The sequence below is a fragment of the Gaetbulibacter sp. M235 genome, assembly GCF_043876835.1.
Classification (GTDB): domain Bacteria; phylum Bacteroidota; class Bacteroidia; order Flavobacteriales; family Flavobacteriaceae; genus Yeosuana.
Window position 1 is genome coordinate 200,974 of the sequence record NZ_JBAWJZ010000004.1, and the last position, 25,271, is coordinate 226,244.

The following is a 25,271-nucleotide window of genomic DNA, read 5'->3' on the forward strand; positions in this document are numbered from 1 at the left end:
AAAAAATCTTAAACTAACCATACGATTAATTTAAGATTTTTACAATAGGTTTTTGAAAATTGTTATAATTTATTCGACAACTGCTTCATTTTCCTCTTTATTGAAATCTCGCTTACCAAAAATTTTCTCTAGGTTATCTTTAAAAATAACTTCTTTCTCTAATAAAACATTAGCAAGTTCAGTAAGTTTGTCCTTATTGTCTTCAAGAAGTTTTATGGCACGCAAATATTGTGTTTCAATTAAATCTGAAATTTCTTTATCTATTAATTCAGCCGTTTTTTCACTGTAAGGTTTAGTAAAACCATATTCATTCTGACCAGATGAATCATAATAAGTCAAGTTTCCTACCTTGTCACTTAAACCATATATAGTAACCATAGCTCTTGCTTGTTTGGTCACTTTTTCTAAATCGCTTAGAGCACCTGTAGAAATTTTGTTGAAAATAACTTTTTCAGCGGCTCTTCCACCCAATGCTGCGCACATCTCGTCAAGCATTTGTTCTGGATGAACTATAAGTCGTTCTTCAGGTAAATACCAAGCAGCGCCTAATGATCTTCCACGAGGAACAATAGTAACTTTTACTAAAGGAGCAGCATGTTCAAGCATCCAGCTTACGGTTGCGTGTCCGGCTTCATGAAATGCGACTGCCCTTTTTTCATTAGGAGTTATGATTTTATTTTTCTTTTCTAAACCACCAATGATTCTGTCAACAGCATCAAGAAAATCTTGTTTATCTACTTCTTTTTTGCCATTTCTAGCAGCAATTAAAGCAGCTTCGTTACAAACGTTTGCAATATCTGCACCAGAAAACCCAGGTGTTTGTCTTGAAAGAAAATCAAGATCTAAATCCTTTGCTTTTTTAAGTGGGCGTAAATGGACCTCAAAAATTTCTTTACGTTCTCTAATATCTGGTAAATCAACAAAAATTTGTCTATCAAAACGCCCGGCACGCATTAAAGCAGTATCTAAAATATCGGCTCTGTTTGTTGCAGCAAGTACAATTACATTTGTATTAGTTCCAAAACCATCCATTTCGGTTAATAATTGGTTAAGGGTATTTTCACGCTCATCATTACTTCCAGACATGGCATTTTTTCCTCTGGCACGACCAATGGCGTCAATTTCATCAATAAAAATTATTGAAGGTGATTTTTCTTTGGCTTGTTTGAATAAATCACGAACTCTAGAAGCTCCAACACCAACAAACATTTCAACAAAATCTGAACCAGATAATGAGAAAAAGGGCACTTTAGCTTCACCAGCTACTGCTCTTGCGAGTAATGTTTTTCCTGTTCCTGGAGGTCCTACAAGTAATGCTCCTTTAGGTATTTTTCCTCCTAAAGTTGTGTATTTTTCTGGAAATTTTAAGAAATCAACAATTTCTTGAACCTCTTCTTTTGCACCTTCAAGTCCAGCAACATCTTTAAAGGTTGTTTTTACTTCAGTATTTTGGTCAAAAAGCTTCGCTTTTGATTTTCCTATATTAAATATTTGGCCACCAGCTCCTCCGCCAGCTCCTCCAGACATTCTACGCATAATAAATATCCATACCCCAATAAGAAGTATAAAAGGAAGAATGCCAATTAATAAATCACCAAAAAAGTTGTCTTCTGTTATATAAACTGGGGTTAAATCAAGATGCTTTTCTTTAATTACCTCATTCAATTGGTTTTGGAAAATCTGTAAGTCTCCAAACTCAAATTTATAATTTGGCAATCTTGAAGCAGTAGGGATTAAAGTGCTGGGCTTTGATTTTTTATGGATTTCTTTTTGCTCAGCTTCTTTTGTTAGATATACTTTTGCAATACGTTTATTTACAATTTCTACTTTCTCAACATCGCCATCAGCAACAAATTTTAAAAATTGCGTTGGGTTTGTTGTACTACCGTCTTGATAACCAACATTGCTAAATAATTGAATAGCTAAAAAAATGGCTATAACTATACCATAAATCCAGTAAGGATTAAATTTTGGTTTTTTATCTTTTATATTTTTTTTATCGTTTGTCATTCTTTCTTAATAACTCGTTTCTATTAGTGTTGTTTTTGCGTCACCCCAAAGACTTTCAATGTCATAATAATCTCTGATGTGTTTTTGAAATACGTGTACAACAACATTTACATAATCTAACAAAATCCATTCAGCATTATCTTCTCCTTCAACATGCCATGGATGATCTTTTAGCACTTTGCTTACTTTTTTTTGAATAGAATTAGAAATGGCGTTAACTTGTGTATTTGAAGTTCCTTCACAAATTATAAAGTAATCACAAACCGTATTTTCTATTTCTCTTAAATCAAGGATGCTTATTTCATTACCTTTAACATCTTCAATGCCACTTATTATTACCGATATTAGTTGGTCTGCGCTTATATTTTCTTTCGCCATTAATTTTATTTAATTTGTGCAAAGTTATTATTTTTTTTAGTTCTTTATACTTTAATTATTCATAAGATTGTATATCACTATAATAACTAGTTAATGCATATAATCAAACTTAATGCCATTGATTCAACAAACAGCTATTTAAGAACACTTTCTAGTGAAGATGTTCTGGTAGATTACACGGTTGTTATGGCTAAGTTTCAAACACAAGGTAGAGGACAAATGGGTACCGTTTGGAATTCTGAAAGCTCTAAAAACCTAACAGCTAGCGTGTTTAAAGATATTTCTACACTATACATTGAGCATCCTTTTTATATTAGCATGGCTATTTCTTTAGCACTAATTAAAGCATTGCAAAGTTTTTCTATACCAAAATTAAGTATAAAATGGCCTAACGACATTTTGTCAGAAGACAAAAAGATTTGTGGTGTTTTAATAGAAAATGTCATAAAACAAAATAGTTTTAGAGCTACCATTATTGGCATAGGATTAAATGTTAACCAAACTGATTTCGAGGGATTGCCTAAAGCCTCTTCACTTAAATTATTATCTGGAAAAACATTTAACCTTGATGAAGTATTGCATGTTTTGATGAAGTATTTAAAATATTATTTTATGCTTTTAAGAAAACAAGAGTATGATTATTTAAATAAAGAATATGAATCTTTTTTGTTCAGAAAAGACAAGCCCTCAACATTTGTTGATGTTGAAGGGTCTTTATTTTCTGGTATTATAAAAAAAGTAACTGAATCGGGAAATCTTCAGGTTTTACTTGAAGACAATATTATAAAAGAGTTTGACTTAAAGGAAATTACGCTTTTATATTAAATTGATTTTGGGATACTTGTTGCTAGTGTTTCAATGAATTTGCTTATTGGGCCTTTTATCATCATGGCCATCATTGGATTGAAATCGCCATTGAATTCTAATTGAACTTCACTTGATGATTCATTTACTTCTTGTATGTTTCCAATTAATGAAAAATCCAATTTTCCACCAGCAGCACCAAGAATAATTTTATTTGGCGGAATCACTTCCTTTTTTTTAAGGACAATTTCAGGCATACCTTTTAATGCAAATAAAAAAGTGTCTTCACTTAATACTTCAAATTTGCTTATATTTTCTGGCATTAAGGATTCAAAGTTTTTAATATCTGATAAAAAATCAAATACCTCTTGAGATGACTTGCCTACATTTATTTTTGGAGATTCTAAATTCATTTTTTTAATTTTTTAATACGATATAAATTGATGTTTAAACCTATATCAATTAGCGTTCCATTCGCTAGGATTTGAATTCCAAGCAGATAAAGTTTTCAATTCCTTTTGCGCAATATAATTGGTTGCTAAGGCTTGTTCTAATAATATATCGTAATTACTTAATGTGTTGAGTGTTATGTTTTCTTTTTTGAAATTTTCAGTAGCAACGTCAAACCCATAAGAAAAAATTGCAACCATTCCTTTTACATTAACTTTTGCTTCTTTTAATGCTTTTACGGCATTTAAACTGCTTTTTCCTGTACTTATTAAATCTTCAACTACTACAACATTTTGTCCGCTTTCAACAAAACCTTCAATTTGGTTCATTCTTCCATGACCTTTAGCTTCTGGTCTAACATAAATAAAAGGCAATCCTAAATATTCGGCTACCAACATGCCAATTCCAATGGCACCTGTAGCAACACCAGCTATTACGTCAGGTTTACCGTAAGTTTTTTCAATTTCTTTTCCCATGGTTTCCCTTATGTAATTTCTTATTGGCGGAAAAGATAAAATAATTCGGTTATCACAATAAATGGGTGATTTCCACCCAGAAGCCCAAGTAAATGGTTTCTTAGGGCTAAGTTTTATAGCATTTACTTGCAATAAAACTTCAGCAGTTTTTCTGGCAGTTTCTTTGTTAAAAATCATAGACACAAAATTACATATAAAATTAGTTTTTTGTAATGCTAGTTAATGAATTAAAATATTTTTTTCAACAATTGCTAATTTGAAACGAAAAATGATATTTTTACCAAATTGTAATTGTTAAATACAACTCATGTATAAAGTTTTTGTAAACGACAAACCTATCGTTTTAACAACTAAAGTTGAACAAGAAATTGGTTTTAAGAATTATTTGCTTAATACCGTGCATATTGGAAAAGTGATAAAAGAATTGAATAACACTTCCTTAAAAGAGGTTAGACTTATTCATAAAGACCCTGATAAATTACTTAAAAAGTTTTTAAAAAAATTGCCAAACGTTATAGCTGGAGGTGGAAAAGTTTTCAATGATAAAGGTGATATTCTATTTATATACAGAAATGATAAATGGGATTTGCCTAAAGGTAAAATTGAAGGAAATGAATCTATTGAACGTACGGCGATAAGAGAAGTTACTGAAGAAACAGGCGTTAATGGTTTGGAGATAGTAAAACCTTTAGAAACCACTTACCATATTTTTAAGCGAAATGGTAAACATAGAATAAAAGTTACTTACTGGTTTGAAATGAAAACCAGTTTTAGTGGCTATTTATATGCTCAGGAAGAAGAAGGTATTACAAAGGTTGAATGGTTAAATGAAGAGCAAACAATTGAAGCTCTTGAAAACTCATATGCTAATATTAAATTGTTAATTTAACCTGTAAACTGGGTATTGCATGTGTGCTTTTTCATAATTTTCACTTTGTTGATGCAACCAATTTAATTGTGCATACCAATTTTTAGAGAAACTTTCATCAGTGTTCTTTTTTATTTCAAAAGCCTTTTTTAATTCCGGGTTGTTGTTGAGTAATTCTAAAGCGAAATCTTCCCAAACATAAGGTGAAAATCCTTCTTTTTGTTGCAAAATAGTATCAAAAAAATTCCAATTAAAAAATGAATCAGGTCCTTGTGGTTCAAGTGTTTCTAAAAGATATCTAACAGCAGGTTGATTTGTTCTTACTATATAATCACCTTTAACAAATGTGATTTTTTCTGTTTTTGCCTTTAAAGTTGTATTGTAATGTAAATAATGACCTTCAAAAGGGGTTTTTACAGTTTCGTAAGATTCAATTTTATAAGTTTCAACAGTCATTGTGGAATCATTTTCAAATCGACTCATTTCAACCTCATTCAATTTTAGTAAATCAATAATATTGTGCCAACCTTGTGGAATAATATAGGCTTTAGGAATATTAACCGAGTCAGTTGGTTTGAAATAATTGTAATAGGTTACTGGTTTTGTAAAAGGTTTGTTTCTGTTGTATTTTAATCTTGGAAAACCAGTGATTTCACTTATCATGGTTTCACCTTCAAAACCTTTAAAATTTAAAGTGGTAGTTTTAGTTGAATCTACAGTCCAGTTTAATGGATATTTTGAGTTATGAAGAAAGTTATAAAAAGATCCTTCTCGCAATAAGGCAATAGTTTCGTTATCTTCTTCTGTTATTTCAATCATACTTTTCATGAGTTCATAAGTTCCTTCAACACGTTGTTTGTACGGTTTTAACATATGGGTTTCTACCATCATTCCTGATGTATTCCATAGCGTAGTATATCCTGTGGAATATCTTGGAGAATCCATAAATTGAGTAAATCCAGATTCTGGAACTTTATTAAAAACATTTACGTATGGAGTGATATCCCAATTTTTTTTAGCTAATTTTTCAATTAATTTAGGCATCATTTCTGTATGGATATAATTACCTAAACTTCCACCTAATTTATCGTGTTGCGTAAATAAATGTGTCAAAGCATATTGATAATCAGCTCCGTTACTTACATGATTATCAATAAAAACATCGGGTTTTACCAAATGAAAAATCTTTGCAAATGTTTTTGCGTTTTTGGTATCACATTTAATAAAATCCCTGTTTAAATCGTAATTTCTGGCATTACCCCTAAAACCATATTCTTTAGGGCCGTTTTGGTTGGTTCTTGTGGTTGAATTTCTATTTAAACTGCCACCAACATTGTAAATTGGGATGGTTGCTAAAACTGTCTTTTTTGGTGATATAATTGTTCCGTTTGCTAAATCTCTAAATAGCATCATGGTAGCATCTATACCATCAGATTCTCCCGGATGAATCCCATTATTTATTAATAATATATTTTTAGATTTTTTAATCGTTTTAAAGTCAAATTCCTTTTCAGGATTATAAGTAACCAGATGAAGAGGTTTTCCTGAATCAGTTTCTCCAATTTCTTCAATTGAAATTTCAGGATATGTTTCCGCTAAATTTTTATAGTAGGTTATGGTTTGTTCATAGGTTGCAGTTTCTAATCCATTTGATTTTTCAAATTGGGTTTCAAAATCAAAATGGATTTTTTTTTGTGAAGAATTGCAAGATGCTATGAAAAGAAAAAGGGCAGTAACCGAAAATAATTTCATTTCAAACGTTTTAGTGTTCAAAATTAAGGAATTAAAACAAATTAAGACTTGGTCATTTCTATATTAACTGTAAATTTGCCCCTTCAAAAAAAAAGGATGACAGAATTTATTAGAAAGCAAACAGTTAATGCTAAAAATGATATTTTAAGTGGATTAACTGTGGCTTTGGCTTTAGTGCCAGAAGCTGTTGCATTTGCTTTTGTGGCAGGTGTAGATCCCTTGGTTGGTTTGTATGCAGCTTTTATGATTGGTTTTATTACTGCAGTTTTTGGAGGAAGACCGGGAATGATAAGCGGAGCTACGGGAGCTTTGGCCGTTGTTATGGTTGCTTTGGTTGCTGAAGGAAATGCCATGGATCCTGAGATAGAAAATCTAGGACTTTATTATCTATTTGCAACCGTTATTTTAATGGGAATTATTCAAATGTTGGCAGGGTTTTTAAAGCTTGGAAAATTTATTCGATTAATTCCACATCCAGTAATGATGGGTTTTGTAAACGGTTTAGCTATTGTGATATTTTTATCGCAGTTAAAAATGTTTATGGTTTTTGATGATGGAGAATTAAACTGGATGCAAGGGCAACAACTTTTGACTATGATTGGTTTGGTGGCTTTAACTATGTCAATAATGTTTGGGCTCCCAAAAATCACCAAAAAATTACCTGAGGCATTAATAGCAATTCTAGTGGTTTCTGCCATTGTTATATTTGGAAAATTAGATGTGGCAACTGTTGGTAGCTTTATCAGAGATGGTGGTGGAGAAGGTTTAAAAGGAGGACTGCCACAATTTCAGTGGGATATTTTTAATAAAGTGCCATTTAACATTCAAACCATAAAATTCATTTTTCCTTATGCTTTGATTTTGGCGGCCATAGGATTGATAGAATCTTTAATGACGCTTAACTTGGTAGATGAATTAACCGAAACCAGAGGTGATACAAACCGAGAGTGTTTAGCACAAGGTGGAGCCAATATTATTACTGGATTTTTTGGAGGTATGGGAGGTTGTGCCATGATTGGTCAGTCACTTATTAATATAAAAGGTGGAGGAAGAGGAAGATTGTCGGGTATTGTAGCTTCTCTAGCTTTGCTGACCTTTATTTTGTTTGCATCCGGGCTTATAGAAAAAGTGCCCATTGCAGCATTGGTAGGAGTTATGTTTATGGTAGTAATTGGAACTTTTGCTTGGAGTAGTTTCAGAATTTTAAATAAAATACCATTAAGCGATGTGATCGTTTTGGTTTCAGTATCTGCCTTGACAGTTATTTTTGATTTAGCAATTGCAGTTATTTCAGGTGTTATTATGAGTGCTTTGGTATTCTCTTGGGAAAATGCAAAGCGAATCAGAGCACGCAGGAGAATGCGCGATGACGGAACTAAAGTGTATGAAATTTGGGGACCGCTATTTTTTGGTTCCATCATTGCATTTAATGATAAGTTTGATGTAAAAAATGATCCAGAAAATGTAGAAATCGACTTTGTGGAATCACGTATAAGTGACCATTCTGCTATTGAAGCTATCTTTAATTTAGTTAATAAATATGAAGCTGAAGGAAAGTCTATAAAACTGAAACATTTAAGTGAAGACTGCAAAGTTTTACTCTATAAATCAAGTCCAAAGTTTAAAGAAGTGATTGTAGAAGATATTGATGATCCAAGATATCATTTGGCTGAAAACCCTGAAGCATTTACAAAAGGATTGGGAGAATATAAACTGTAATTTAGATTATTTCACCCTAACACTATCAGGAACCAAAACGGTATAATCGCCATTATTCCTAATAACATCTCTTACAATACTTGAACTTATGTAGGATGTTTTGGCAGCAGTTAATAAGAAAACGGTTTCAATTTTAGATAAGCGTCTGTTTGTATGAGCAATGGCTTTTTCAAATTCAAAATCAGCCGGATTTCTCAAGCCTCGTAAAATAAATGGCACATTAATTTCTTTACAGAATTGCACGGTTAAACCTTCATAAGTAACCACTTTTACTTTTGGTTCTTCTTTAAAAGCTTCTTCAATAAATTGTTGACGTTCTTCTAAAGAGAACATGTATTTTTTATCGGAATTAATACCTATTGCAACAATAACTTCATCAAACAATTCAACACCACGTTTAATGATATCGTAATGGCCTAAAGTCAAAGGATCGAATGAACCCGGAAAAAGTGCTTTTTTCATAATTTAAAATTACGATTTTTATTTTAAAGCTTCTTCAATAGCATTGTCAAATAAGTCACTCAAGCTAATTCCTGCAGCGGCAGCTTGTTGTGGTAATATACTTTCTCTTGTTAAACCCGGAACTGTATTTACTTCCAATAAATGTGGTTCGCCATTTTTAAAAATGAATTCACTTCTTGAAAACCCTTTCATTTTTAATACTTCATATACCTGTTTTGCAACTTTGGTAACTTTAGTATCTTCTTCTTCTGATAATCTGGCAGGTGTGATTTCATTTGATTTACCCTGATATTTTGCTTCATAATCAAAAAAATCGTTCTCACTTACAATTTCTGTAATAGGTAGTACTTTGGTTTCTCCTTTATAAGTGATAACTCCAACGGAAACTTCTTTACCATCTAAAAACGATTCTATAATTATTTCATCATCTTCTTTAAAGGCAACATCAATGGCATTTTGTAACGCTTCTTTTTTATAAACTTTTGAAACACCAAAACTACTACCAGCTTTATTGGCTTTTACAAAACAAGGCAATCCTACTTTTTTAACTATGGCATCTGCATCAATTTCATCACCTAAATTTATATAAAATGATTCCGCAGTTTTAATTCCATAAGGTTTTAATGTGCTTAAACAATCACGTTTGTTATAAGTTAAACTTGCCTGATACATATCGCAACTGGTTTGTGGTATGTTCAATAATTTAAAATAAGCCTGCATAAATCCGTCTTCACCAGGAGACCCATGAATAGCATTAAAAACGCAATCGAATGTAATTTTTGAGTTGTTTAGTGTAACCGAAAAATCGTTTTTATCTATTATGAACTCACTATCGTTAGCATCAACATAAACCCATTTATCTTTAAAAATATGAATACGATATGGGTTGTATTTTGATGAATCTAAAGTTTCATAAACAACGTTTCCACTTTTTAAGGAGATTTTATATTCACTTGAATAGCCTCCCATAATGACAGCAATGTTTTTTTTCATGTGGTAAAAAGGTTTTTTAAATCAAATAATAGCTTTAAAAAAGCGTTCTGTAAAAATATCATTTATTTATTCCAAACGATAGCAACAAGAAAAAATTAATTCAACTTTTTTAAACTTTTTTAGGGTTGACAACCGTATATTATAAAAACTATAATTAAACTAATTAATTTTTAGAAACATAAATTTGTTTAGTTTTGTTAAAACTATTGACTATTCATGAGCCTTATTAAATTTCTTTCAAGCAAAACATTTTTAAAACAAATTATACTAGCAGTTGTAGCTTTAGTGGTTTTAAGTTTTATCCTTTTAAAATGGTTAAACATATCAACCAATCATGGTGAATTTGAAACAGTTCCTAATCTTACGGGAAAATCAATAAGTGTAGCTCAAATTGAGTTAGAGCAAAATAATTTAGTGATTAAAATACAGGATTCTGCTAATTACAATCCGAAATACCCTAAATTTTCAGTGATAGAGCAAGACCCAAAAGCGGGAGAAAAAGTTAAAAAAGACAGAAAAATTTATATTACGCTTAATCCATCAGGATATAGAAAAATGGCAGTGCCAGATTTAAAAGAACGCACTTTTAGGCAAGCAAAACCAACCTTGGAAGCCATTGGTTTTTCAGTAGGGAAAGTTACTTATGTAGATAATATAGGTAAAGATATGGTGTTGAAAATGACATTTAAAGGGAAAGAGATTAAGCCGGGTGAGATGTTACCAAAAACTTCGAAAATTGATTTGGTACTTGGTAATGGTAACAGACCAAATTAAACATGGAAAACTATATTGAAAATTTGCCAGAAGATGAGAATGATGAACTCTATGAACATCATTATTTTACGGTAGATAAAGGGCAATCGCCACTTCGCATTGATAAATATTTAATGAATCGCATTGAAAACGCTACGCGTAATAAGATTCAAGAGGGTGCTAAAAATGGAAGCATTTTTGTAAACGGAATAGCTGTAAAATCTAATTACAAGGTAAAGCCTTTTGATGTTATTCGAGTATTGTTTGCACATCCACCATATGAGAATTTGTTGGTAGGCGAAAACATTCCTTTAGATGTGGTTTATGAAGACGACACGTTATTGGTGATTAATAAACCTGCCGGAATGGTTGTGCATCCTGGGCATGGTAATTATTCAGGTACTTTAATCAATGCGCTTATTTATAGATTTGATAATTTACCAAACAATTCCAGTGATAGACCAGGTTTGGTTCACAGAATTGATAAAGATACCAGCGGACTTTTGGTCATTGCTAAAACCGAACAGGCCATGGCGCATTTGTCTTTGCAGTTTGCCGAAAAAACCAGCGAGCGTGAATATGTTGCCATCGTTTGGGGAAATATTGAAGAGGAAGAAGGTACTATTGAAGGCAACATAGGCAGACATCCTAAAAACCGATTGCAAAACACAGTGTTTTTTGGTGATGAAGCTTATAAAGGAAAACCCGCCATTACACACTATAAAGTTTTAGAACGTTTAGGCTATGTTACCTTGGTGTCGTGTAAGTTAGAAACTGGCAGAACACACCAGATTAGAGTTCACATGAAATACATTGGCCATACATTGTTTAATGATGAACGTTATGGTGGTGAAAAAATACTAAAGGGCACCACATTTACTAAATACAAGCAGTTTGTTGAAAATTGTTTTAAAGTATTACCAAGACAAGCCTTACATGCTAAAACATTAGGATTTACTCATCCAAAGACAGGTGAGTTCATGCAATTCAATACAGAGATTCCTGATGATATGCAACAGTGTATTGAAAAATGGCGTACCTATATTAAGCATCAGGAAATAGAGTAGTAATTCGTTTTTAAAGGAATTATCATAATCATCAATTCAGTTTATTTCACTATTGCAAATAATTGTTGCAGACATTTTTCAATGTAATGCAGTAGTCGTAAATTTGAATTAAAATACAAACAGATTACTTTATGAAACTTGTTATATCTCCAGCAAAATCACTAGATTTTGAAACTAAACTTCCAACAATGCAATCATCTGAAGCTTTGTTTTTGAAAGAGTCAGAGCGAATTAATAAGCTTCTAAAAAAGAAATCTGCAAAAAGCTTGTCAAAACTCATGAGTATTTCTGATGCTTTGGGACATTTAAATTATGAACGTAATCAAGACTGGCATTTGCCTTTCACGTCTGATAATGCACGTCAGGCTATTTATGCATTTAATGGAGATGTGTATAGAGGTTTAGATGCTTATACCATTACTGAAGATAAATTTGAAAATCTTCAAAATACGGTTCGAATCCTTTCCGGGTTATATGGAATTTTAAAACCTATGGATTTAATTCAACCCTATCGATTAGAAATGGGAACCAAGTTTCCGGTAGGAAAAAACAAAAACCTTTATCAGTTTTGGAGCAATACGGTTACTAAAACTTTAAATAATGAACTTGATGATAATGAACTGTTTTTAAACCTTGCGAGCAGTGAATATTTTAAGGTTGTTGATACCAAAAAACTTAAAGTGCCTGTAATTCATATGGATTTTAAGGATCTTAATAAAGGTGAATATAAGACCATTGGCATTTTTGCAAAACTTGCCAGAGGTTTAATGACACGCTATATTTTGGATACTAACGCCAAAAACCTTGATGATATAAAAGGGTTTAATTATGAAGGTTATGGTTTTAGTGAACCTATGTCAAAAAACAACACGTTGGTGTTTATCAGGTAATTATTTTACTTTCACTTTACTATCAATATCAATTTTATTTTCAATTGAATTTCGTTTTTTAACTCGTGGTCTTCTGGCACCAAAAGTACCTCTGTTTATTTTTCCGCGTTTTGTTTTTTTATCTCCTTTACCCATAATTTAATGTATTTTTGATAATCAGTAAAATACAAAAAATTCAAGGAAATTACAAGTAAAACATGTTTAAACATCAACATCCTTATAAACCTTTTATAAAAAATGACACCACAAAGTTGATTGTCGGTACGTTGCCACCGCCACGTTTTTCAACAGGTGAACTTTTAGAAAAAGATGTGGATTTTTGTTATGGGAGTTACTATAACTCTTTATGGCTTTACATTGATAAAATTCATGATTTAAAACTGCGTTTTGACAATTCACAAGAAGCAATTAATCAACGTAAAGAATTTTTAATATACCATAAAATTGGTGTTTGTGATATTGTGGATTCTTGTGAGCGAGAAAAAATGGATGCGTCAGATTTAGGTATGCAAAACATTAAATTGAGAGATTTAATTGGTTATTTAAAACAATGCCCAAAAATTGACACGCTGTTATTTACAGGAGGAAACAGTAAAAATGGCCCAGAATATTTTTTCAGAAAGCATTTAAAAGACTATGATTTAAAACTTGAATTGGTTTCAAATGAAATTCCGCGTATTCACCAATTTGTCCTTCCAAAGCAAGATAAATCTAAAGAAATCCCATCAAGAATCATTAAAACAGTGTCGTTAACTTCAGGTTCTGGAGCAGCCAATATTTCAATTAGTAAAATTCCTTTATACAAACATTTAAAAAGCAAAAACCCCAATTTCAATACTTTCGATTTTAGGGTTATGCAGTACAGTGAATTTTTTTAAGAGGTTGTATAATATATTTTAGTTGTATTTCTGTGCCAAATCATTTCTTTCTGCTTGTTAGGAATGCAATTAAATAATATGAAGTGCCGATGATGAAAAGATTGAATACATAATTTCTCAATGTGTCGCTAACTGAATGAGACCTGCTGTCTGTGTCTAAAAAAACATAAACTGAATAAGCAATTCCTGCTATCAAAATTGTCCATCCAATAAAAGTTATTGGTAGGAAAAATATTCCAATTCGTTTGAACCAAGGCAACTTCATTTTTTTATGTTTTGATATGTTTTATCCTTTTCTCAAAATCTTTTCCATTGTTTTTCCTTTAGCCAATTCATCAATCAATTTGTCCACATATCTTCTTTCATATTTGCCTTGCTTTGTGGAAGTTTAAAATTACCACCAAGTTTTATTAGATGATGACTTCTTCTTCATTACTGTTTATTGAATTCTGTTTCTATTTGAACACCTTTTACAAGTGTTTGATAAACAACACAGTATCTTTCGGTTAATTTTGCTAGGGTTTGTATTTGGTCTGCAGTTGCATCACTATCCAAAATGAATGAAAGACGAATTGCTTTAAACCCAACAGGTGCTTCTTTTGAAACTCCTAAAGTCCCTCTAAAATCCAAATCTCCTTCAGCTTCAACGATTGAATCTTTTATGTTAACGCCAATAGCAGTAGCGACCGCACTAAGAGTTACACCGGCACAAGCAACTAATGCCTGAAGAAGCATGTCTCCCGAACAGACCTGCATGCCGTTTCCACCTGTAGCTGGATGAAGCCCAGCCTCCGCTAAAATTCTGCCAGTTTCAACATTACAAGAAATTCCTTCTCCAATGTTGCCTTGAGCTTTTAATGTTATTATTGCAGCATCGGGTGTATTCCTGAATTTTTTTTAGTTCTTCTGAATTCATTATCTATTCATTGATTAATTAATATTCATTTAATTTTTCATGTATTCTTTAACAATAACCGTTTTGGTTGAAGCAGATTTCTTTCTCAATTCGGCTATTTTTAAATATTCTTCAGAGTTTGTAAATAATTTTAAAAGTATGAGAGAACAAACAATTACTTATTGTTTGTTGCTTTTTTTTTACTCCTGAAAAGCAATTAACATAGATATAGGAGGAACCTTAACATTACCTTCAACTGTTTGAGAAGTGTCAAAATGATCTCCAATAACAGCCATTGTCCATTTGCCATCTAGCTTGTAATTTACAACTTCAGGTCTAGCATTGTAGATTACATAAATGTTTTTCCAATCATCCCCATTTGCATGATTACTAATCTGGTAACTTATAAGTCCGTTTTCTGTTATTTTGAATTCCAGATTTTTCCTTACGTCCTCACCAGTTTTCATTCTAAATGCCGGATGCGCTTTTCTTAATTGTATCAAGTTTTTGTAATAAGCTACTGTTTTTGAGTTTTTTGCTTTTAATTTCCAATCAATTTGGTTAATACTGTCTGGAGAATTATAACTATTTTCAACCCCTTGCTTGGTTCGTAAAAATTCTGAACCTGCATGAATAAACGATATACCTTGGGAAGTTAAAACAACAGCATTCGTTAATTTATCCATAGCGATTAGTTCATCTTCAGTTGCATCTGGTCTTGAGATTTTGAGTTTGTCGTAAAGCGTGTGATTATCATGACAGCTCGCATAGACTATAGACTGCCACGGATTAGTTGTCCAAAATTCTTTGGAAGCGTTTACCTTACTATTATCTACTTGTGGATGTTCTATACAACCTACAATTCCCATTTTAACAGATTCTTCTGTGTTACCGCCTCCATTTACAAACCCTAATCCTTTTTCGTCAAATACTGAACCTTTAAGGCCATCACGTATTTCATCAGAAAAGGCAGAAACATCAGGCATTTGATTGATGTTGAATTTAAAAGCTCTTTTCTTCAAAGTAAAAGGAGAGTCACTAGGAGACCAACCTTCACCATAAATAATAATATTTGGATTTATTTTTTTTACTGCTGTTGAAATTTCATTCATTGTCTCCACATCCAAAATAGCCATCAAATCAAACCGAAAACCATCAACATGATATTCTTTAGCCCAATGAGAAACTGTTTCAACAATATACTTGCGCATCATTTCCCTTTCAGATGCCGTTTCATTTCCACACCCAGAGGCATTGGATGGTGTTCCATCTTGATTGTGACGGTAGTAATAACCTGGAACTTCTAAATTAAAGTTTGAATTTTCATAGGTGAAGGTGTGATTAAAGACAACATCAAGCACCACTCCAATTTTATAGTCATGAAATGCTTTAACCATTTCTTTAAACTCTTTTATTCTTACTTCACCCTTACTTGAGTCAGTTGCATATGAACCTTCAGGCACATTATAATTAAAAGGATCATAGCCCCAATTGTATTGTGGAGTGTCTAATTTGCTTTCATCAATTGAATAGAAATCACATGTAGGCAATAAGTGAACATGAGTTACTCCCATTTCTTTAATATGGTCAAGTCCTGTAGAAATGCTATCTGGACTTTTTGTTCCTTTTTCCGCCAAACCTAAATACTTGCCTTTTATTTGAATGCCAGATTCTGGTTGAATGCTCAAGTCTCTTACATGTGCTTCATAAATTATGGCTTCATTAGGAGAAGAAATTTGTGGTCCTGTATCTGTTTCCCAGTCTTTTGGGTTAGTTTTTTTTAAATCTACAACCATTGCTCTTTTACCATTCAATCCTACAGCTTGGGCATAAATGCCAGGTGTTTCTGGTAATAAACTATCTCCTATTTTTACTTGATAAGTATAATAAGTACCCAACAAATCTTCATCTAATTTTAATTTCCACACGCCATTTTTATCACTTTCCATTTGATGGGTTGCTGTGGGTTCACCTCCAAATCCCTTTTCATAAAAATGTAACTGTACAGCATTAGCAGTTGGAGACCATATTTTAAAAACACTAGCCTCTTTACTGTAATCCAACCAAAGGGATTCATTAGTAACAGGATAATCTTCAAATATTTTGTATTCGGGTTTGATATCCTTACATGAGGTTAATGAAATAGTTACAAATAAGAAACTAATTATTTTATAAATTTTCATGATACTTTTTTTATAAATTAAAAATGTCTGGCTATTAAAATTAATTACACATATCTTGTTTGTGAAAGATTAGTTGCTTGGTTTAGCTACTAATTTAGCAAATAAAAACTGAATAGAAGATCTGCATGGATTTTCCTAATAGTCTAGAAACAAGCAATTAATTTTATACTGTGCTACCTGCTGGCTTTTTTATTTTTTAAATTCAGATAATGTTCTTTAATTGGTTTGTCAAATTTCTCAACTGCATAGCGTAATGTTACTCTTGGCATAGTTTCAGCGTGTTTGTCCAAAAACATTTTTAGTTTATCCTCATTTTTCCTCCTGCTTCTCTTATCCAACTTCCAACAGCCTTGTTAATAAGTTCGTGCTCATCGTTAACTAAAATTTCGGTAATTTTAAAAGTTTCGTCAACTTGTGATTTTTTTATATAGGCATAGGTTGAAACGATTGCTGTTCTCCGTTCCCAAGGATTTTCTGATTTAGCTAATTCGTAAAGAATGTTCTTTGGTCTGTCTATTAAATATTCTCCAATAATATATATGCTCCTCGGTCTACAAAATCCCAATTGTTCAGCCTGTCGTGTCGGGTTAAATAAAGCTCAAAAAGTTCCTTTTTCCGAGTTTCAGACGTTTTTTTAGATTTCGCTTGATAATCCATTATGCTTACAGCTCCCATTCGGATTTCGTAATACTCATTGTCCAAAAGTTTATTGATTTCAGATAAAGGCATTTCGATAAATTCTTTTGCTGTTTTGAAGATATCTCCAAATTTTACTCCGAAAGGTTTTGTCTTTCCGTCATTACCTTTGAAGTACTTATCTACTTTGTCAAGTTCCTTTTCAGATTTGAATTCAGACAATCGGTTTATGTAATTTTTTGCAGTCATTTTTTTCAGCTTGCTTACAACGACCTGCTAAACGCAGTTCTGCTTTGCGAATGAAAAGATAATAAATTCGTTAACAATAATTTAGGGAAAGCTCAAATATTGGTTTGTGTATCCCAAATTGCAGGTTTTCAATCAGTCCCGCCATACTAGAACGTTGATTGTCGAATTTATTAGATTGGGAATTCAAGAAGCAGAGCCAAATTACTTTTAACCGCCAATGGATCACGTTTTGGCTCGAAGCCTGTCGAAGGCAATATTAAATGATTAAAGGCTAGGAATAATATGGTTTAACCTGAGATGAGAACGCATTTACTTTAAGATGCAGGGTATGCGAAGCAGTACAGATTAAAATTCGCCTTTGGCGAAGTCTAAAGATTCGACGGAGTCAATATGTTCTCATCGTTTATGTATAAGAATAGTTGCGTGTTTAAGCACCTAATTTAGCTAAGACAAACCAAATAGATGATCTGCAAGGATTTTCCTAATAGTCTAGAAACAAGCAATTAATTTTATACTGTGTTATGCGAAGGCTTTTTCTCTATTTTTTTGTTTTAATTTCTCCACTATTAATTTCGTGGTTATTAATTTTATAAATCAGATTTTGTTTTTGTAATTCAAATCCTGCTCGTATCACGCCATCAACTCCTTGATTGGAAAGAGCAATAACATAAAAAAGATACGATTCATTTGGGCTAATGGTTTTTACTAATTCGGACGGTTTTTCAATGTTTGCGTCTAAAAATGATTTTAAATCTAAACCGTAATTAAATAAGGGTCCTTTTTCAAGGGTCATTTCTTCACTTGGTAAATACAAATTGAATTTCATGTTAGGCGAAGAAGGAACTATAAATGATTCATTCGGGAAATCAATTGATAATTCCAAGTCAGAATCTCTTTCATTTGTTATGGAAGTCCAAAACACTATATATACATATTCTTTGCCATTTGGCGATGTATACTTTAGTCCACCTTTTGGATAACTATTCTGAATTGTAATACCTTTATTATGAGAATCATCATACTTAAATTCGGTATGGAACTCTTGTCCCATTATTGTTAGAGAAGACAAGAATATTGTAAAAGCGATAAGTGATTTCATTGTTTGTTCTTTTCCGGACATTTTTTTCAGCTTGCACATAACGCCCCGCGTTAATGACGGCTGCGGTTTTCGGAGCTGCTTCCTGTATCACAGACCGAAACTAAATTAAGAAAACTAAATTTCAATTTTATTTGTCACCCGCGGCTGGCATAAACACTTTGTTTGCGGCTCGTTATTTTTCTTGTCAATCAACAGTTTCTTTCTTTATTTCCAATTTCCAATTAAGTGACGTTTCTGTTTCACCAATTTTAGTAAAATTATTTTTTTTAAGTACTTTGAAAGAGGCAATATTTGCTTTGTCTGTCGAAGCAATTATTGCTTTTACGATTTGTTGTGCTTTTGTCCATTCAATTATTCCACCTACGATTTCTGTCATAAATCCCTTTCCTTGAAAGTCGTCATATGTTCCGTAACCAATTTCTATTTCTCCGTCTGCATTTGGTTCACCAACTATACATAAGTCTCCAATCATTTTGTTCTCTGCTTTTAAAATTGCTGTCCAAAGAGTCGAATACAAATAGTTTTTTGTTTTGTCTGCTACGTTTGGTATAATTGTTTGTTCTAATGCTTCTTTTAGTTCAGGTGATATTTTTCTTGAGGTTTCACTCAAGTTCAGTTCTTTTTCCAAAGAGTTGTCGCATTTGGTGTATTTTACTAATTGGTTATATGTCAATGGTTTTAAAATCAGTCTATACGTCTCTATCATTTGCTTAAATTTTGTAATTCTATGTTCTGCTTCACTGTCGTTTTACAATGACTGCTAACGGTCAAGTATAAGTGGTTTGTTTTAATGCCGCTTATTCAATGTTGTATGTGTTAGTCAAGATAATATTGGGTTACAATCAGCTTACCCTTTGGCGACCAATGTGCTCGACCAACTCTAATATCTTGCGGTGTTACTCTATATTCTTCTAAGGATTCTAGGTTTAGTATCCATAAAGACATTTATTGCTCAAACCTTCTTGAGAATAATATATTTAATCCATCTGGTGACCAGTCTGGGCGCTCATCATAATATGTGTTTTGAGTTAGTCTCATTTGTCTTGTCCCGTCAGGTTTCATTAAATAAATTTCACTATTGCCATCTCTTTCTGAATTAAATGCTATCCAACTTCTGTCAGGCGAAAATGTAGGATCTGTATTGTAGGTGTTAGAAAATGTAAGTTGTATAACATTTGATCCATCTGAATTCATAAGATAAATCTCTCGATTTCCAGTTCTACTTGAAGAAAAAACCACCTTTGAAGTGTCAGGCGATCAATCCGCCCAACCATCTCTAGCAGAGTTTTCTGTTAGACTTATTCTGTTTTTTCCATCTTTATCCATTAACCAGACATCTGTATTTGAGCCAGCATCATATTGGAATAATAGTTTTGACCCGTCTCTTGACCAAGCTCCATGATCCTCTTTGGCACTATCATAAGTAAGCCTAGTAATATCGGTTCCGTCAGGTTTCATTTGATACAAATCGTTGGAACCAGCTCTATCTGAATCAAAGATTATTAAACTGCCGTCTGGCGACCATTCTGGTTCTTCATCTGCAAATTCATTAAAGGTAAGCCTAATCAATTCATTGGTCTCAAGATTGAAAACTGCAATTTCACTTGGTGTTCTCTGAGCATGAACAATCTCTTGCGAAAGAAGTATGATTATTAGTATTAGTAAAGATCTCATTTGCATGGTTTAGTAGGTCGTTGAATCACATTTCCAAAGAGGTGAGAACAGCGAAGCTGTATAGCAACTTTAGTCAGCTTTAGCTTAATGTGCTTCAACAATATTATATATACCTACGAATATAATAAATATCCACTTACAAAAACAGGCGATTATTTTGCATTTCAATTTAACCTTATTAATTTTTTGTTTAAATTACTTATATGTTTGTTGTTATAGTTGATAAATACCAATAGGTTTTCAAGTGATAGAGAGAAAAAGGAGTGGAGGTAAGTATCCACTCCTTATTGAATGATAAAAAGTTAAGCTGCTAAGCTATCGTAATCTTTTTTCGATAAATGCCCCTTTAGCATATTCATTACACATTGATAAAACTCATTGGGTGCACTGGACTTAAATTCTCCAAGTAGGATTGATTGCTCCATTGGGTTTAGTGCAGGAACGATGTACTTGAACCATAACATGATTTGGTCCGGTGTCAAGGTAGACATGACTTGTCCGTGCCATGCCATAATTTCTTCATCCGAGAACGCTTTCCAGATAATAGCATTGATTTCTTTTTCTTCCATTTCCATGTGTAAGAGGTATCGAGAAATAAATCCATTAATAGTATTAAAATATACAACTCCAGCTGTTTGATTCGGATTAGATTGGATAATCTTGATCTGTTTAGCGATGTCTTCGACTTCTTTTTCCAATGCTTCATGTTCTTCCATATTTTCTTGAACACTTTCTGGGACTTTTGCTTCAATAGCTGGTAATACCACACTATCTTCAGAATGTGAATGTAGGGTCAAAATTTTTATTATCTCAAGAGATAGTTCGTTTAATTGATTTACGGCATTGACACTGGTGTAATCAGTTTTCCCTGCTAATACTAGTAACTGTGATAGGCCATTTCTTATTCCTTTATGAGGGAATCCATAAATATTTACTCTTTCCATGATTTCTTAGTTTGATGGTTCTAGAATGATTGAATTAAATTTTGACTTGTTTTCTTTTAGCCATTGTGAAAAGCTTTTTAGTTGTGAATATAGTTGGTGACTTTCAGTTTTTTCTTTTTGTCGATTAGGGATATAAAGTTTGTTTAAGGTGAACATATTAGCCAAGTCTTCTGCTCCTGGGAATCCAAATGAGCTAAATACATCTCTTGGGATATCATTATAGACGATCTTGATTCCTAGTATTTCAGACATTTGAAAAGCATAGTCGTCACAAGGCATATCTTCTGAAACGGCTCCAATGGTTTTTCCAATATAAACTTCTGGTTGATTGAAGATTGCCTTTACAATACCGCCTAAATCTTCGATAGCAATACCTGCGAGTGGAGTGTCTCCTTGTGGGAACCCAAAGCCAAAGGAGCCATTACCAGTTGATTGAGGGGGGAAGAACGAAAGGAAATTTTCAAAGTAAAAAGCAGGATGTAGAAAGGTATATGGTAAGCCTGTTTTTGTTTTGCAGTATTCCTCCATCAATGCTTTTGTTTCAAAATGAGGAACGGTTAAAGCACCTTCTGATAGTTTTTCAGAACTTGGTAAAGTACTTAGCACAAAGTGTTCTATACCCGATTCTGCTACGGCATCAATAAGATTTTTTCCTTGTTGAAGCTCTTTGTCGAAATGTTCCCAGAAGTTGGTGACACCAAAAACAAGCTGGCAACCATTTAAGGCATTAACTAATGACGCCTTGTCTGATAAATCTCCTTGAACAATTTCAGCTCCTAAGTCAGCAAGTTGTTTAGCCTCATCTGACTGAGAGTTTCTTGTTAAACATTTTACCTTAAATTGATTGTTGTTTTGGAGTAAGTGTTGTGCAACGCTACCTCCTTGAGCTCCTGTTGCACCTGTAATAAGTATTGTTTTCATAACTATTGATTTGTTTTATACAATTCAAAAGTCTATGATATGCTTTTAAGAATTTAAAAAAAGGAATGAACGACAAAACTTAAGGAATGAATGACCTCCAATGGAGAGTGAAAAATTACACTTTTGGCAAACAGACATAAAAAGCACTTCCTTTTTCAGATGTTTCTACTCGAATATGCCCATTATTTTCTTTGACAAATTCTTTTACTAATACTAAACCAAGGCCAGAACCTTTTTCGCGATCCGTTCCCAATCGTCTGGTGTTTGAATTAAGAGTAAAAAGTTTATCTAGAATAGCTTGTTCTATGCCAACTCCAGAGTCTCTTACGCAAATACAAGTTTCATTATCAGATGGCATTGAGCTTATGTTAATTTCTCCTCCTTTAGAAGTGAACTTGATGGCATTGCTTAAGAGATTACGGAAGATACTAAAGGTCATGTTGTAGTCTGCATGTACACTAGTTGTTTTATCTACTTTAATAGAGAGTGAGAGTTGTTTGTTTTCAAGTAGCTCAGCAAAAATAGTTTCTACTTCCGCTAACAATGAATTAATACTGAAAGTAGTAGGGGTGTTTTGAATGCCTTTTTTTTGCGATAATGACCAATGCAGTAAGTTGTCCAAAAGCTGAGATATATTTTGAGTAGTACGAACAACCCTATTACTAACTTCAAGCATTTTATCGTATCTCTCTTTCTTGGCATAGAATTCAAATAATTCAGAAACACCTTCTAAGGCACTTAATGGACTTCTTAAGTCATGAGCGATAACAGAAAATAAGTGGTCTTTCGTTTCGTTTATTAGCTGCAATTCTTGTGTCCTTCTCTTTACGCGATCCTCAAGTTGTTCGTAGACCATTGCATTTTGAATGGATAAAGCAATAGTCTGTGATAAAGTCATTAGTAGGTCTTCTTCTTTTTGGGAGAAGAAAAGGACGTTCTCGCTTTCACAGGATAGGACGGCTACCAATTCATTGTTGACTACTAACGGGAGTGCTACTAAGCTTTCAGATTTTTCAAGTTTTGGAAGATTATCAGAAAGGTTGTTAGTCGTATCATTTGTAGTGCCTGCTTCCACATATTTTTTGTGTTGAGATAGTCTTGATAACCTCATTTTTTTCTTTTTAGTCGCTACGGCACCTACAATACCAAAGTCAAAAGGTATTTCAGCCCCTATTCCATCATTTTGAAAGCCGCGTGAAGCAAGAACCTTTAGAACGGTATTCTCTTTTGAAGGGATCAGTAATATTGTATGGTTTAGATTGAAGCTATCATCTAAAAACTCTAGAATATTGTTCAGACGGTCTGTAAGTGGGGAAAGTTTCGTTAACTCAAAAGACACCTTTTGCAGTAGTTCATACTTGCGCTTTTCCTCATCAAGTTGGCTTTGTATTATTTCAACTTGTTCATTCATTTGGATGTATATTTTTGATTTGAAGAATGCGGCAAATCAAAGCGGATTGTAATTTGAAAGGAGTTTGATTCCTGAACATACTATTGATGGCTTCAATCATCATATCCATTTCGTCAAATACCTCACCTTCCTTTTGTTCATCGATGAATTCTAATTCCAATTTCCACAATATTGATGTTTCTGGACAAGTCAGTGCAATGGCAAACTTTGGGTTCGCTTGAATGTTCTTCCATGTTTTGTTAAAAAATTGATTAGATATTGCAAGGTGTGATTCATCAATGTAAAACACTTGTGAAATGTAGGTGACATTAGGGGTTCCTTCTTGAGAAAGGGTAGCAATGGTAGCAGGGATGACTCCCTGAAATGCAGGTAACATTTCTAGAGTGATTTTATTTTTCATCGGTTGCTTCAACTTTAGTTCCGGTACCTGGTTTTGGCGTTTGCTCAAAAATCTCTTTACAACTCATTTGAATAGCGGTAAACGGCCCCTCTGAAAGATAACCAAATATTTTCTCACCATGTAGCCCTAGTGCATTGGTTTGTTCAATAGTGTCTTCGAGAAGTTCTATTTGTTTTTCCAGCTTGTTAGTATCACACGTATCCAAATTGGTAATGACACCTTTAATCTGATAAGACTCAAAATCTTTTAAAGAAGCTAAAAGAAAACTGATAGAAGCTCCTTCAAGCAGTACATCCTGTATTTGATTTTTCATACATTTAGGAATGTATACTTTAATGTGTTGGCAATCGGATTCAACAGTAAATGCTGTAGCTCGCACAAGCTCGCAGGTGGCATTGAAACCAGCTATTGAAATCCAAATAGGAAATCCTGGGGTTTGGGCTATTTCTGTAATTCGTTTTGTTATCATAACGCAGTTAACCTATTGTGTTAATTTCAGAAATTAATTGTTGCTTGTATAATCTTCCCACTTTTATTTTTTCTTCTCCGATATATAATTCACTCATATCATTATTAAATGAAGTTATAGCATCTATATTGATTACAAAAGACCGGTGTACTTGAATAAAGGTGTTTTGAGGAAGCAATGCATAAATATTTTTTAATCGCTCCTTTACCATTATTTTTTGATTTTTGATATGAATGTAACAATACTTGTCATAGGCAGATACAAAAGTGATTTCTTTCCAATCAACTTTAACAAGCCGATTTTCTGATCTTATGAAAATATGATTTTTGACTTGAGTTGATATAGTGTTTTTATCACCCTTACCTTGCTCAAGAAGAATCGAAAGTTCGATGCTACGTTGTAGTTCTTCTTTTTTATAGGGTTTAATCAGGTAGGCATGTGGCTTTGTTTCTTTGGCTTTCTGGAACGTCTCATCGTCTTCATGAGAGGTTAAAAATATAGTAGGGATATTATGTTCTTGATTGATCTTTTTTGTGAGCTCAATACCGTTTATATCGCTTCCCAAGTCAATGTCCATTAATATCAGATCAGGCTTAGTAGCATTAATGATCGTCATAACTCCTTTAGGAGAGTCCAGTACATCAATGAGTTCATGATTGAGTTCTTCTAAAATCATGACGAGTCTTTCCTCGTGTAAAGGCTCATCTTCAATAGCTAATATTTTAATTTTACTTTTCACAGGTAATGTCACGTCCTGAAATATGGCTACAGGTTAAAATTGAATTTACGCTGTTAATTTGTATACCATATTCGGTGTTTTAAAATCTAAAGATAAATGTAATCTTATTTCGTTGTACAAATTAATTGCATTTTTTGTAGCCTTTTCGAGT

Annotated in this window: 28 protein-coding genes and 2 pseudogenes; 7 read left to right on the plus strand and 23 right to left on the minus strand. The window is 32.9% G+C overall.

Annotation, left to right across the window (positions count from 1 at the left end):
- Positions 1-69: 69 nt before the first annotated feature.
- Both ftsH and rsfS read right to left on the minus strand, forming a co-directional pair.
- Positions 70-2,010: an ATP-dependent zinc metalloprotease FtsH gene (ftsH, locus tag V8G69_RS08355; protein WP_394881381.1), complete on the minus strand. Its 1,941-nt coding sequence runs from the start codon at positions 2,008-2,010 to the stop codon at positions 70-72.
- A gap of 6 nt (positions 2,011-2,016) precedes the next feature.
- Positions 2,017-2,388, minus strand: a complete 372-nt coding sequence (gene rsfS, locus V8G69_RS08360; RefSeq protein ID WP_394881382.1) for a ribosome silencing factor — start codon at positions 2,386-2,388, stop codon at positions 2,017-2,019.
- A 93-nt stretch (positions 2,389-2,481) separates the two neighbouring features.
- Here rsfS and V8G69_RS08365 point away from each other — a divergent pair, with 93 nt between their 5' ends.
- Positions 2,482-3,213, plus strand: a complete 732-nt coding sequence (locus V8G69_RS08365; RefSeq protein ID WP_394881383.1) for a biotin--[acetyl-CoA-carboxylase] ligase — start codon at positions 2,482-2,484, stop codon at positions 3,211-3,213.
- Here the strand turns inward: V8G69_RS08365 and V8G69_RS08370 are convergent.
- Together V8G69_RS08370 and pyrE are read right to left on the minus strand one after the other, a co-directional pair.
- Positions 3,210-3,605 carry an SRPBCC family protein gene (locus V8G69_RS08370; RefSeq protein WP_394881384.1) on the minus strand — a complete coding sequence of 132 codons (396 nt, stop codon included), beginning with the start codon at positions 3,603-3,605 and terminating at the stop codon, positions 3,210-3,212. The genes V8G69_RS08365 and V8G69_RS08370 overlap by 4 nt on opposite strands.
- Positions 3,606-3,650: 45 nt before the next feature.
- Positions 3,651-4,295: an orotate phosphoribosyltransferase gene (pyrE, locus tag V8G69_RS08375; RefSeq protein WP_394881385.1), complete on the minus strand. Its 645-nt coding sequence runs from the start codon at positions 4,293-4,295 to the stop codon at positions 3,651-3,653.
- 130 nt (positions 4,296-4,425) lie between these two features.
- On the opposite strand from pyrE, the gene V8G69_RS08380 reads away from it, so the two are divergent.
- A complete protein-coding gene (locus V8G69_RS08380) occupies positions 4,426-5,007 on the plus strand; it encodes an NUDIX hydrolase (protein WP_394881386.1) in 582 nt (193 codons plus the stop codon).
- Here V8G69_RS08380 and V8G69_RS08385 read toward each other — a convergent pair.
- The gene (locus V8G69_RS08385) at positions 4,999-6,738 is read right to left on the minus strand and encodes a M14 family metallopeptidase (RefSeq protein WP_394881387.1); all 1,740 of its coding nucleotides are present in this window, start codon (positions 6,736-6,738) and stop codon (positions 4,999-5,001) included. The two genes, V8G69_RS08380 and V8G69_RS08385, sit on opposite strands and share 9 nt — an antisense overlap.
- 96 nt (positions 6,739-6,834) lie before the next feature.
- On the opposite strand from V8G69_RS08385, the gene V8G69_RS08390 reads away from it, so the two are divergent.
- The gene (locus V8G69_RS08390; protein ID WP_394881388.1) at positions 6,835-8,457 is read left to right on the plus strand and encodes a SulP family inorganic anion transporter; all 1,623 of its coding nucleotides are present in this window, start codon (positions 6,835-6,837) and stop codon (positions 8,455-8,457) included.
- A gap of 6 nt (positions 8,458-8,463) precedes the next feature.
- Here V8G69_RS08390 and coaD read toward each other — a convergent pair whose 3' ends face one another.
- Positions 8,464-8,919 carry a pantetheine-phosphate adenylyltransferase gene (gene coaD, locus V8G69_RS08395; protein WP_394881389.1) on the minus strand — a complete coding sequence of 152 codons (456 nt, stop codon included), beginning with the start codon at positions 8,917-8,919 and terminating at the stop codon, positions 8,464-8,466.
- Between the two features lie 18 nt (positions 8,920-8,937).
- The gene (locus tag V8G69_RS08400) at positions 8,938-9,912 is read right to left on the minus strand and encodes a D-alanine--D-alanine ligase (RefSeq protein ID WP_394881390.1); all 975 of its coding nucleotides are present in this window, start codon (positions 9,910-9,912) and stop codon (positions 8,938-8,940) included.
- Positions 9,913-10,128: 216 nt separating this feature from the next.
- On the opposite strand from V8G69_RS08400, the gene V8G69_RS08405 reads away from it, so the two are divergent.
- The 3 genes from V8G69_RS08405 (at position 10,129) to yaaA (ending at position 12,622) form a co-directional block, all read left to right on the plus strand.
- Complete coding sequence (locus tag V8G69_RS08405; protein WP_394881391.1) at positions 10,129-10,686, plus strand: PASTA domain-containing protein; 558 nt, start codon at positions 10,129-10,131, stop codon at positions 10,684-10,686.
- Positions 10,687-10,688: 2 nt separating this feature from the next.
- Positions 10,689-11,732 carry an RluA family pseudouridine synthase gene (locus V8G69_RS08410; protein WP_394881392.1) on the plus strand — a complete coding sequence of 348 codons (1,044 nt, stop codon included), beginning with the start codon at positions 10,689-10,691 and terminating at the stop codon, positions 11,730-11,732.
- A gap of 131 nt (positions 11,733-11,863) precedes the next feature.
- Positions 11,864-12,622: a peroxide stress protein YaaA gene (gene yaaA, locus V8G69_RS08415; RefSeq protein ID WP_394881393.1), complete on the plus strand. Its 759-nt coding sequence runs from the start codon at positions 11,864-11,866 to the stop codon at positions 12,620-12,622.
- Here the strand turns inward: yaaA and V8G69_RS08420 are convergent, their stop codons facing one another.
- Complete coding sequence (locus tag V8G69_RS08420; protein ID WP_394881394.1) at positions 12,623-12,757, minus strand: 30S ribosomal protein THX; 135 nt, start codon at positions 12,755-12,757, stop codon at positions 12,623-12,625.
- A 62-nt stretch (positions 12,758-12,819) separates the two neighbouring features.
- Here V8G69_RS08420 and V8G69_RS08425 point away from each other — a divergent pair, with 62 nt between their 5' ends.
- On the plus strand, positions 12,820-13,500 hold the full coding sequence (locus tag V8G69_RS08425) for a uracil-DNA glycosylase family protein (protein ID WP_394881395.1): 681 nt from the start codon (positions 12,820-12,822) through the stop codon (positions 13,498-13,500).
- Between the two features lie 286 nt (positions 13,501-13,786).
- Here V8G69_RS08425 and V8G69_RS08430 read toward each other — a convergent pair.
- The 15 genes and pseudogenes from V8G69_RS08430 to V8G69_RS08500 all read right to left on the minus strand — a co-directional run.
- A pseudogene (locus V8G69_RS08430) lies at positions 13,787-13,858 on the minus strand (DUF2200 family protein); the annotation flags it as partial.
- A 74-nt stretch (positions 13,859-13,932) separates the two neighbouring features.
- The gene (locus V8G69_RS08435) at positions 13,933-14,256 is read right to left on the minus strand and encodes an OsmC family protein (RefSeq protein WP_394881396.1); all 324 of its coding nucleotides are present in this window, start codon (positions 14,254-14,256) and stop codon (positions 13,933-13,935) included.
- A gap of 339 nt (positions 14,257-14,595) precedes the next feature.
- Positions 14,596-16,578: a type I pullulanase gene (gene pulA / locus V8G69_RS08440; protein WP_394881397.1), complete on the minus strand. Its 1,983-nt coding sequence runs from the start codon at positions 16,576-16,578 to the stop codon at positions 14,596-14,598.
- Positions 16,579-16,751: 173 nt separating this feature from the next.
- A pseudogene (locus tag V8G69_RS08445) lies at positions 16,752-17,143 on the minus strand (DNA alkylation repair protein).
- A complete protein-coding gene (locus tag V8G69_RS08450) occupies positions 17,095-17,463 on the minus strand; it encodes a DNA alkylation repair protein (protein WP_394881398.1) in 369 nt (122 codons plus the stop codon). The pseudogene V8G69_RS08445 and the gene V8G69_RS08450 overlap by 49 nt, the downstream one beginning before the upstream one ends.
- Before the next feature lie 538 nt (positions 17,464-18,001).
- The gene (locus V8G69_RS08455; RefSeq protein WP_394881399.1) at positions 18,002-18,562 is read right to left on the minus strand and encodes a hypothetical protein; all 561 of its coding nucleotides are present in this window, start codon (positions 18,560-18,562) and stop codon (positions 18,002-18,004) included.
- Positions 18,563-18,746: 184 nt separating this feature from the next.
- A complete protein-coding gene (locus tag V8G69_RS08460) occupies positions 18,747-19,268 on the minus strand; it encodes a GNAT family N-acetyltransferase (protein ID WP_394881400.1) in 522 nt (173 codons plus the stop codon).
- Between the two features lie 239 nt (positions 19,269-19,507).
- Positions 19,508-19,756, minus strand: a complete 249-nt coding sequence (locus tag V8G69_RS08465; protein ID WP_394881401.1) for a TolB family protein — start codon at positions 19,754-19,756, stop codon at positions 19,508-19,510.
- 63 nt (positions 19,757-19,819) lie between these two features.
- On the minus strand, positions 19,820-20,236 hold the full coding sequence (locus tag V8G69_RS08470) for a TolB family protein (RefSeq protein ID WP_394881402.1): 417 nt from the start codon (positions 20,234-20,236) through the stop codon (positions 19,820-19,822).
- Positions 20,237-20,538: 302 nt separating this feature from the next.
- Positions 20,539-21,180: a hemerythrin domain-containing protein gene (locus V8G69_RS08475; RefSeq protein ID WP_394881403.1), complete on the minus strand. Its 642-nt coding sequence runs from the start codon at positions 21,178-21,180 to the stop codon at positions 20,539-20,541.
- 6 nt (positions 21,181-21,186) lie between these two features.
- Positions 21,187-22,101 (minus strand): NmrA/HSCARG family protein, encoded by a 915-nt coding sequence (locus V8G69_RS08480; protein WP_394881404.1) that lies wholly within the window; start codon positions 22,099-22,101, stop codon positions 21,187-21,189.
- 115 nt (positions 22,102-22,216) lie between these two features.
- A complete protein-coding gene (locus V8G69_RS08485) occupies positions 22,217-23,512 on the minus strand; it encodes an ATP-binding protein (protein WP_394881405.1) in 1,296 nt (431 codons plus the stop codon).
- Positions 23,505-23,912 (minus strand): pyridoxamine 5'-phosphate oxidase family protein, encoded by a 408-nt coding sequence (locus V8G69_RS08490; RefSeq protein ID WP_394881406.1) that lies wholly within the window; start codon positions 23,910-23,912, stop codon positions 23,505-23,507. The genes V8G69_RS08485 and V8G69_RS08490 overlap by 8 nt, the downstream gene beginning before the upstream one ends.
- Complete coding sequence (locus tag V8G69_RS08495; RefSeq protein WP_394881407.1) at positions 23,902-24,381, minus strand: hypothetical protein; 480 nt, start codon at positions 24,379-24,381, stop codon at positions 23,902-23,904. The genes V8G69_RS08490 and V8G69_RS08495 overlap by 11 nt, the downstream gene beginning before the upstream one ends.
- Before the next feature lie 7 nt (positions 24,382-24,388).
- Positions 24,389-25,120: a LytR/AlgR family response regulator transcription factor gene (locus tag V8G69_RS08500; protein WP_394881408.1), complete on the minus strand. Its 732-nt coding sequence runs from the start codon at positions 25,118-25,120 to the stop codon at positions 24,389-24,391.
- Between the last annotated feature and the right edge of the window lie 151 nt (positions 25,121-25,271).

Coding starts and splice junctions, on each gene's coding strand:
- V8G69_RS08450 (WP_394881398.1), bottom strand. CDS start 17,463: ATGACTGCAAAAAATTACATAAACCGATTGTCTGAATTCAAATCTGAA.
- V8G69_RS08455 (WP_394881399.1), bottom strand. CDS start 18,562: ATGAAATCACTTATCGCTTTTACAATATTCTTGTCTTCTCTAACAATA.
- V8G69_RS08390 (WP_394881388.1), top strand. CDS start 6,835: ATGACAGAATTTATTAGAAAGCAAACAGTTAATGCTAAAAATGATATT.
- rsfS (WP_394881382.1), bottom strand. CDS start 2,388: ATGGCGAAAGAAAATATAAGCGCAGACCAACTAATATCGGTAATAATA.
- V8G69_RS08485 (WP_394881405.1), bottom strand. CDS start 23,512: ATGAATGAACAAGTTGAAATAATACAAAGCCAACTTGATGAGGAAAAG.
- V8G69_RS08410 (WP_394881392.1), top strand. CDS start 10,689: ATGGAAAACTATATTGAAAATTTGCCAGAAGATGAGAATGATGAACTC.
- V8G69_RS08405 (WP_394881391.1), top strand. CDS start 10,129: ATGAGCCTTATTAAATTTCTTTCAAGCAAAACATTTTTAAAACAAATT.
- coaD (WP_394881389.1), bottom strand. CDS start 8,919: ATGAAAAAAGCACTTTTTCCGGGTTCATTCGATCCTTTGACTTTAGGC.
- V8G69_RS08420 (WP_394881394.1), bottom strand. CDS start 12,757: ATGGGTAAAGGAGATAAAAAAACAAAACGCGGAAAAATAAACAGAGGT.
- V8G69_RS08385 (WP_394881387.1), bottom strand. CDS start 6,738: ATGAAATTATTTTCGGTTACTGCCCTTTTTCTTTTCATAGCATCTTGC.
- V8G69_RS08400 (WP_394881390.1), bottom strand. CDS start 9,912: ATGAAAAAAAACATTGCTGTCATTATGGGAGGCTATTCAAGTGAATAT.
- V8G69_RS08370 (WP_394881384.1), bottom strand. CDS start 3,605: ATGAATTTAGAATCTCCAAAAATAAATGTAGGCAAGTCATCTCAAGAG.
- V8G69_RS08470 (WP_394881402.1), bottom strand. CDS start 20,236: ATGAGATCTTTACTAATACTAATAATCATACTTCTTTCGCAAGAGATT.
- V8G69_RS08365 (WP_394881383.1), top strand. CDS start 2,482: ATGCATATAATCAAACTTAATGCCATTGATTCAACAAACAGCTATTTA.
- V8G69_RS08435 (WP_394881396.1), bottom strand. CDS start 14,256: ATGCAGGTCTGTTCGGGAGACATGCTTCTTCAGGCATTAGTTGCTTGT.
- V8G69_RS08480 (WP_394881404.1), bottom strand. CDS start 22,101: ATGAAAACAATACTTATTACAGGTGCAACAGGAGCTCAAGGAGGTAGC.
- V8G69_RS08425 (WP_394881395.1), top strand. CDS start 12,820: ATGTTTAAACATCAACATCCTTATAAACCTTTTATAAAAAATGACACC.
- V8G69_RS08475 (WP_394881403.1), bottom strand. CDS start 21,180: ATGGAAAGAGTAAATATTTATGGATTCCCTCATAAAGGAATAAGAAAT.
- ftsH (WP_394881381.1), bottom strand. CDS start 2,010: ATGACAAACGATAAAAAAAATATAAAAGATAAAAAACCAAAATTTAAT.
- V8G69_RS08495 (WP_394881407.1), bottom strand. CDS start 24,381: ATGATAACAAAACGAATTACAGAAATAGCCCAAACCCCAGGATTTCCT.
- V8G69_RS08490 (WP_394881406.1), bottom strand. CDS start 23,912: ATGAAAAATAAAATCACTCTAGAAATGTTACCTGCATTTCAGGGAGTC.
- V8G69_RS08465 (WP_394881401.1), bottom strand. CDS start 19,756: ATGAATTCAGATGGATCAAATGTTATACAACTTACATTTTCTAACACC.
- yaaA (WP_394881393.1), top strand. CDS start 11,864: ATGAAACTTGTTATATCTCCAGCAAAATCACTAGATTTTGAAACTAAA.
- pyrE (WP_394881385.1), bottom strand. CDS start 4,295: ATGATTTTTAACAAAGAAACTGCCAGAAAAACTGCTGAAGTTTTATTG.
- V8G69_RS08460 (WP_394881400.1), bottom strand. CDS start 19,268: ATGATAGAGACGTATAGACTGATTTTAAAACCATTGACATATAACCAA.
- pulA (WP_394881397.1), bottom strand. CDS start 16,578: ATGAAAATTTATAAAATAATTAGTTTCTTATTTGTAACTATTTCATTA.
- V8G69_RS08380 (WP_394881386.1), top strand. CDS start 4,426: ATGTATAAAGTTTTTGTAAACGACAAACCTATCGTTTTAACAACTAAA.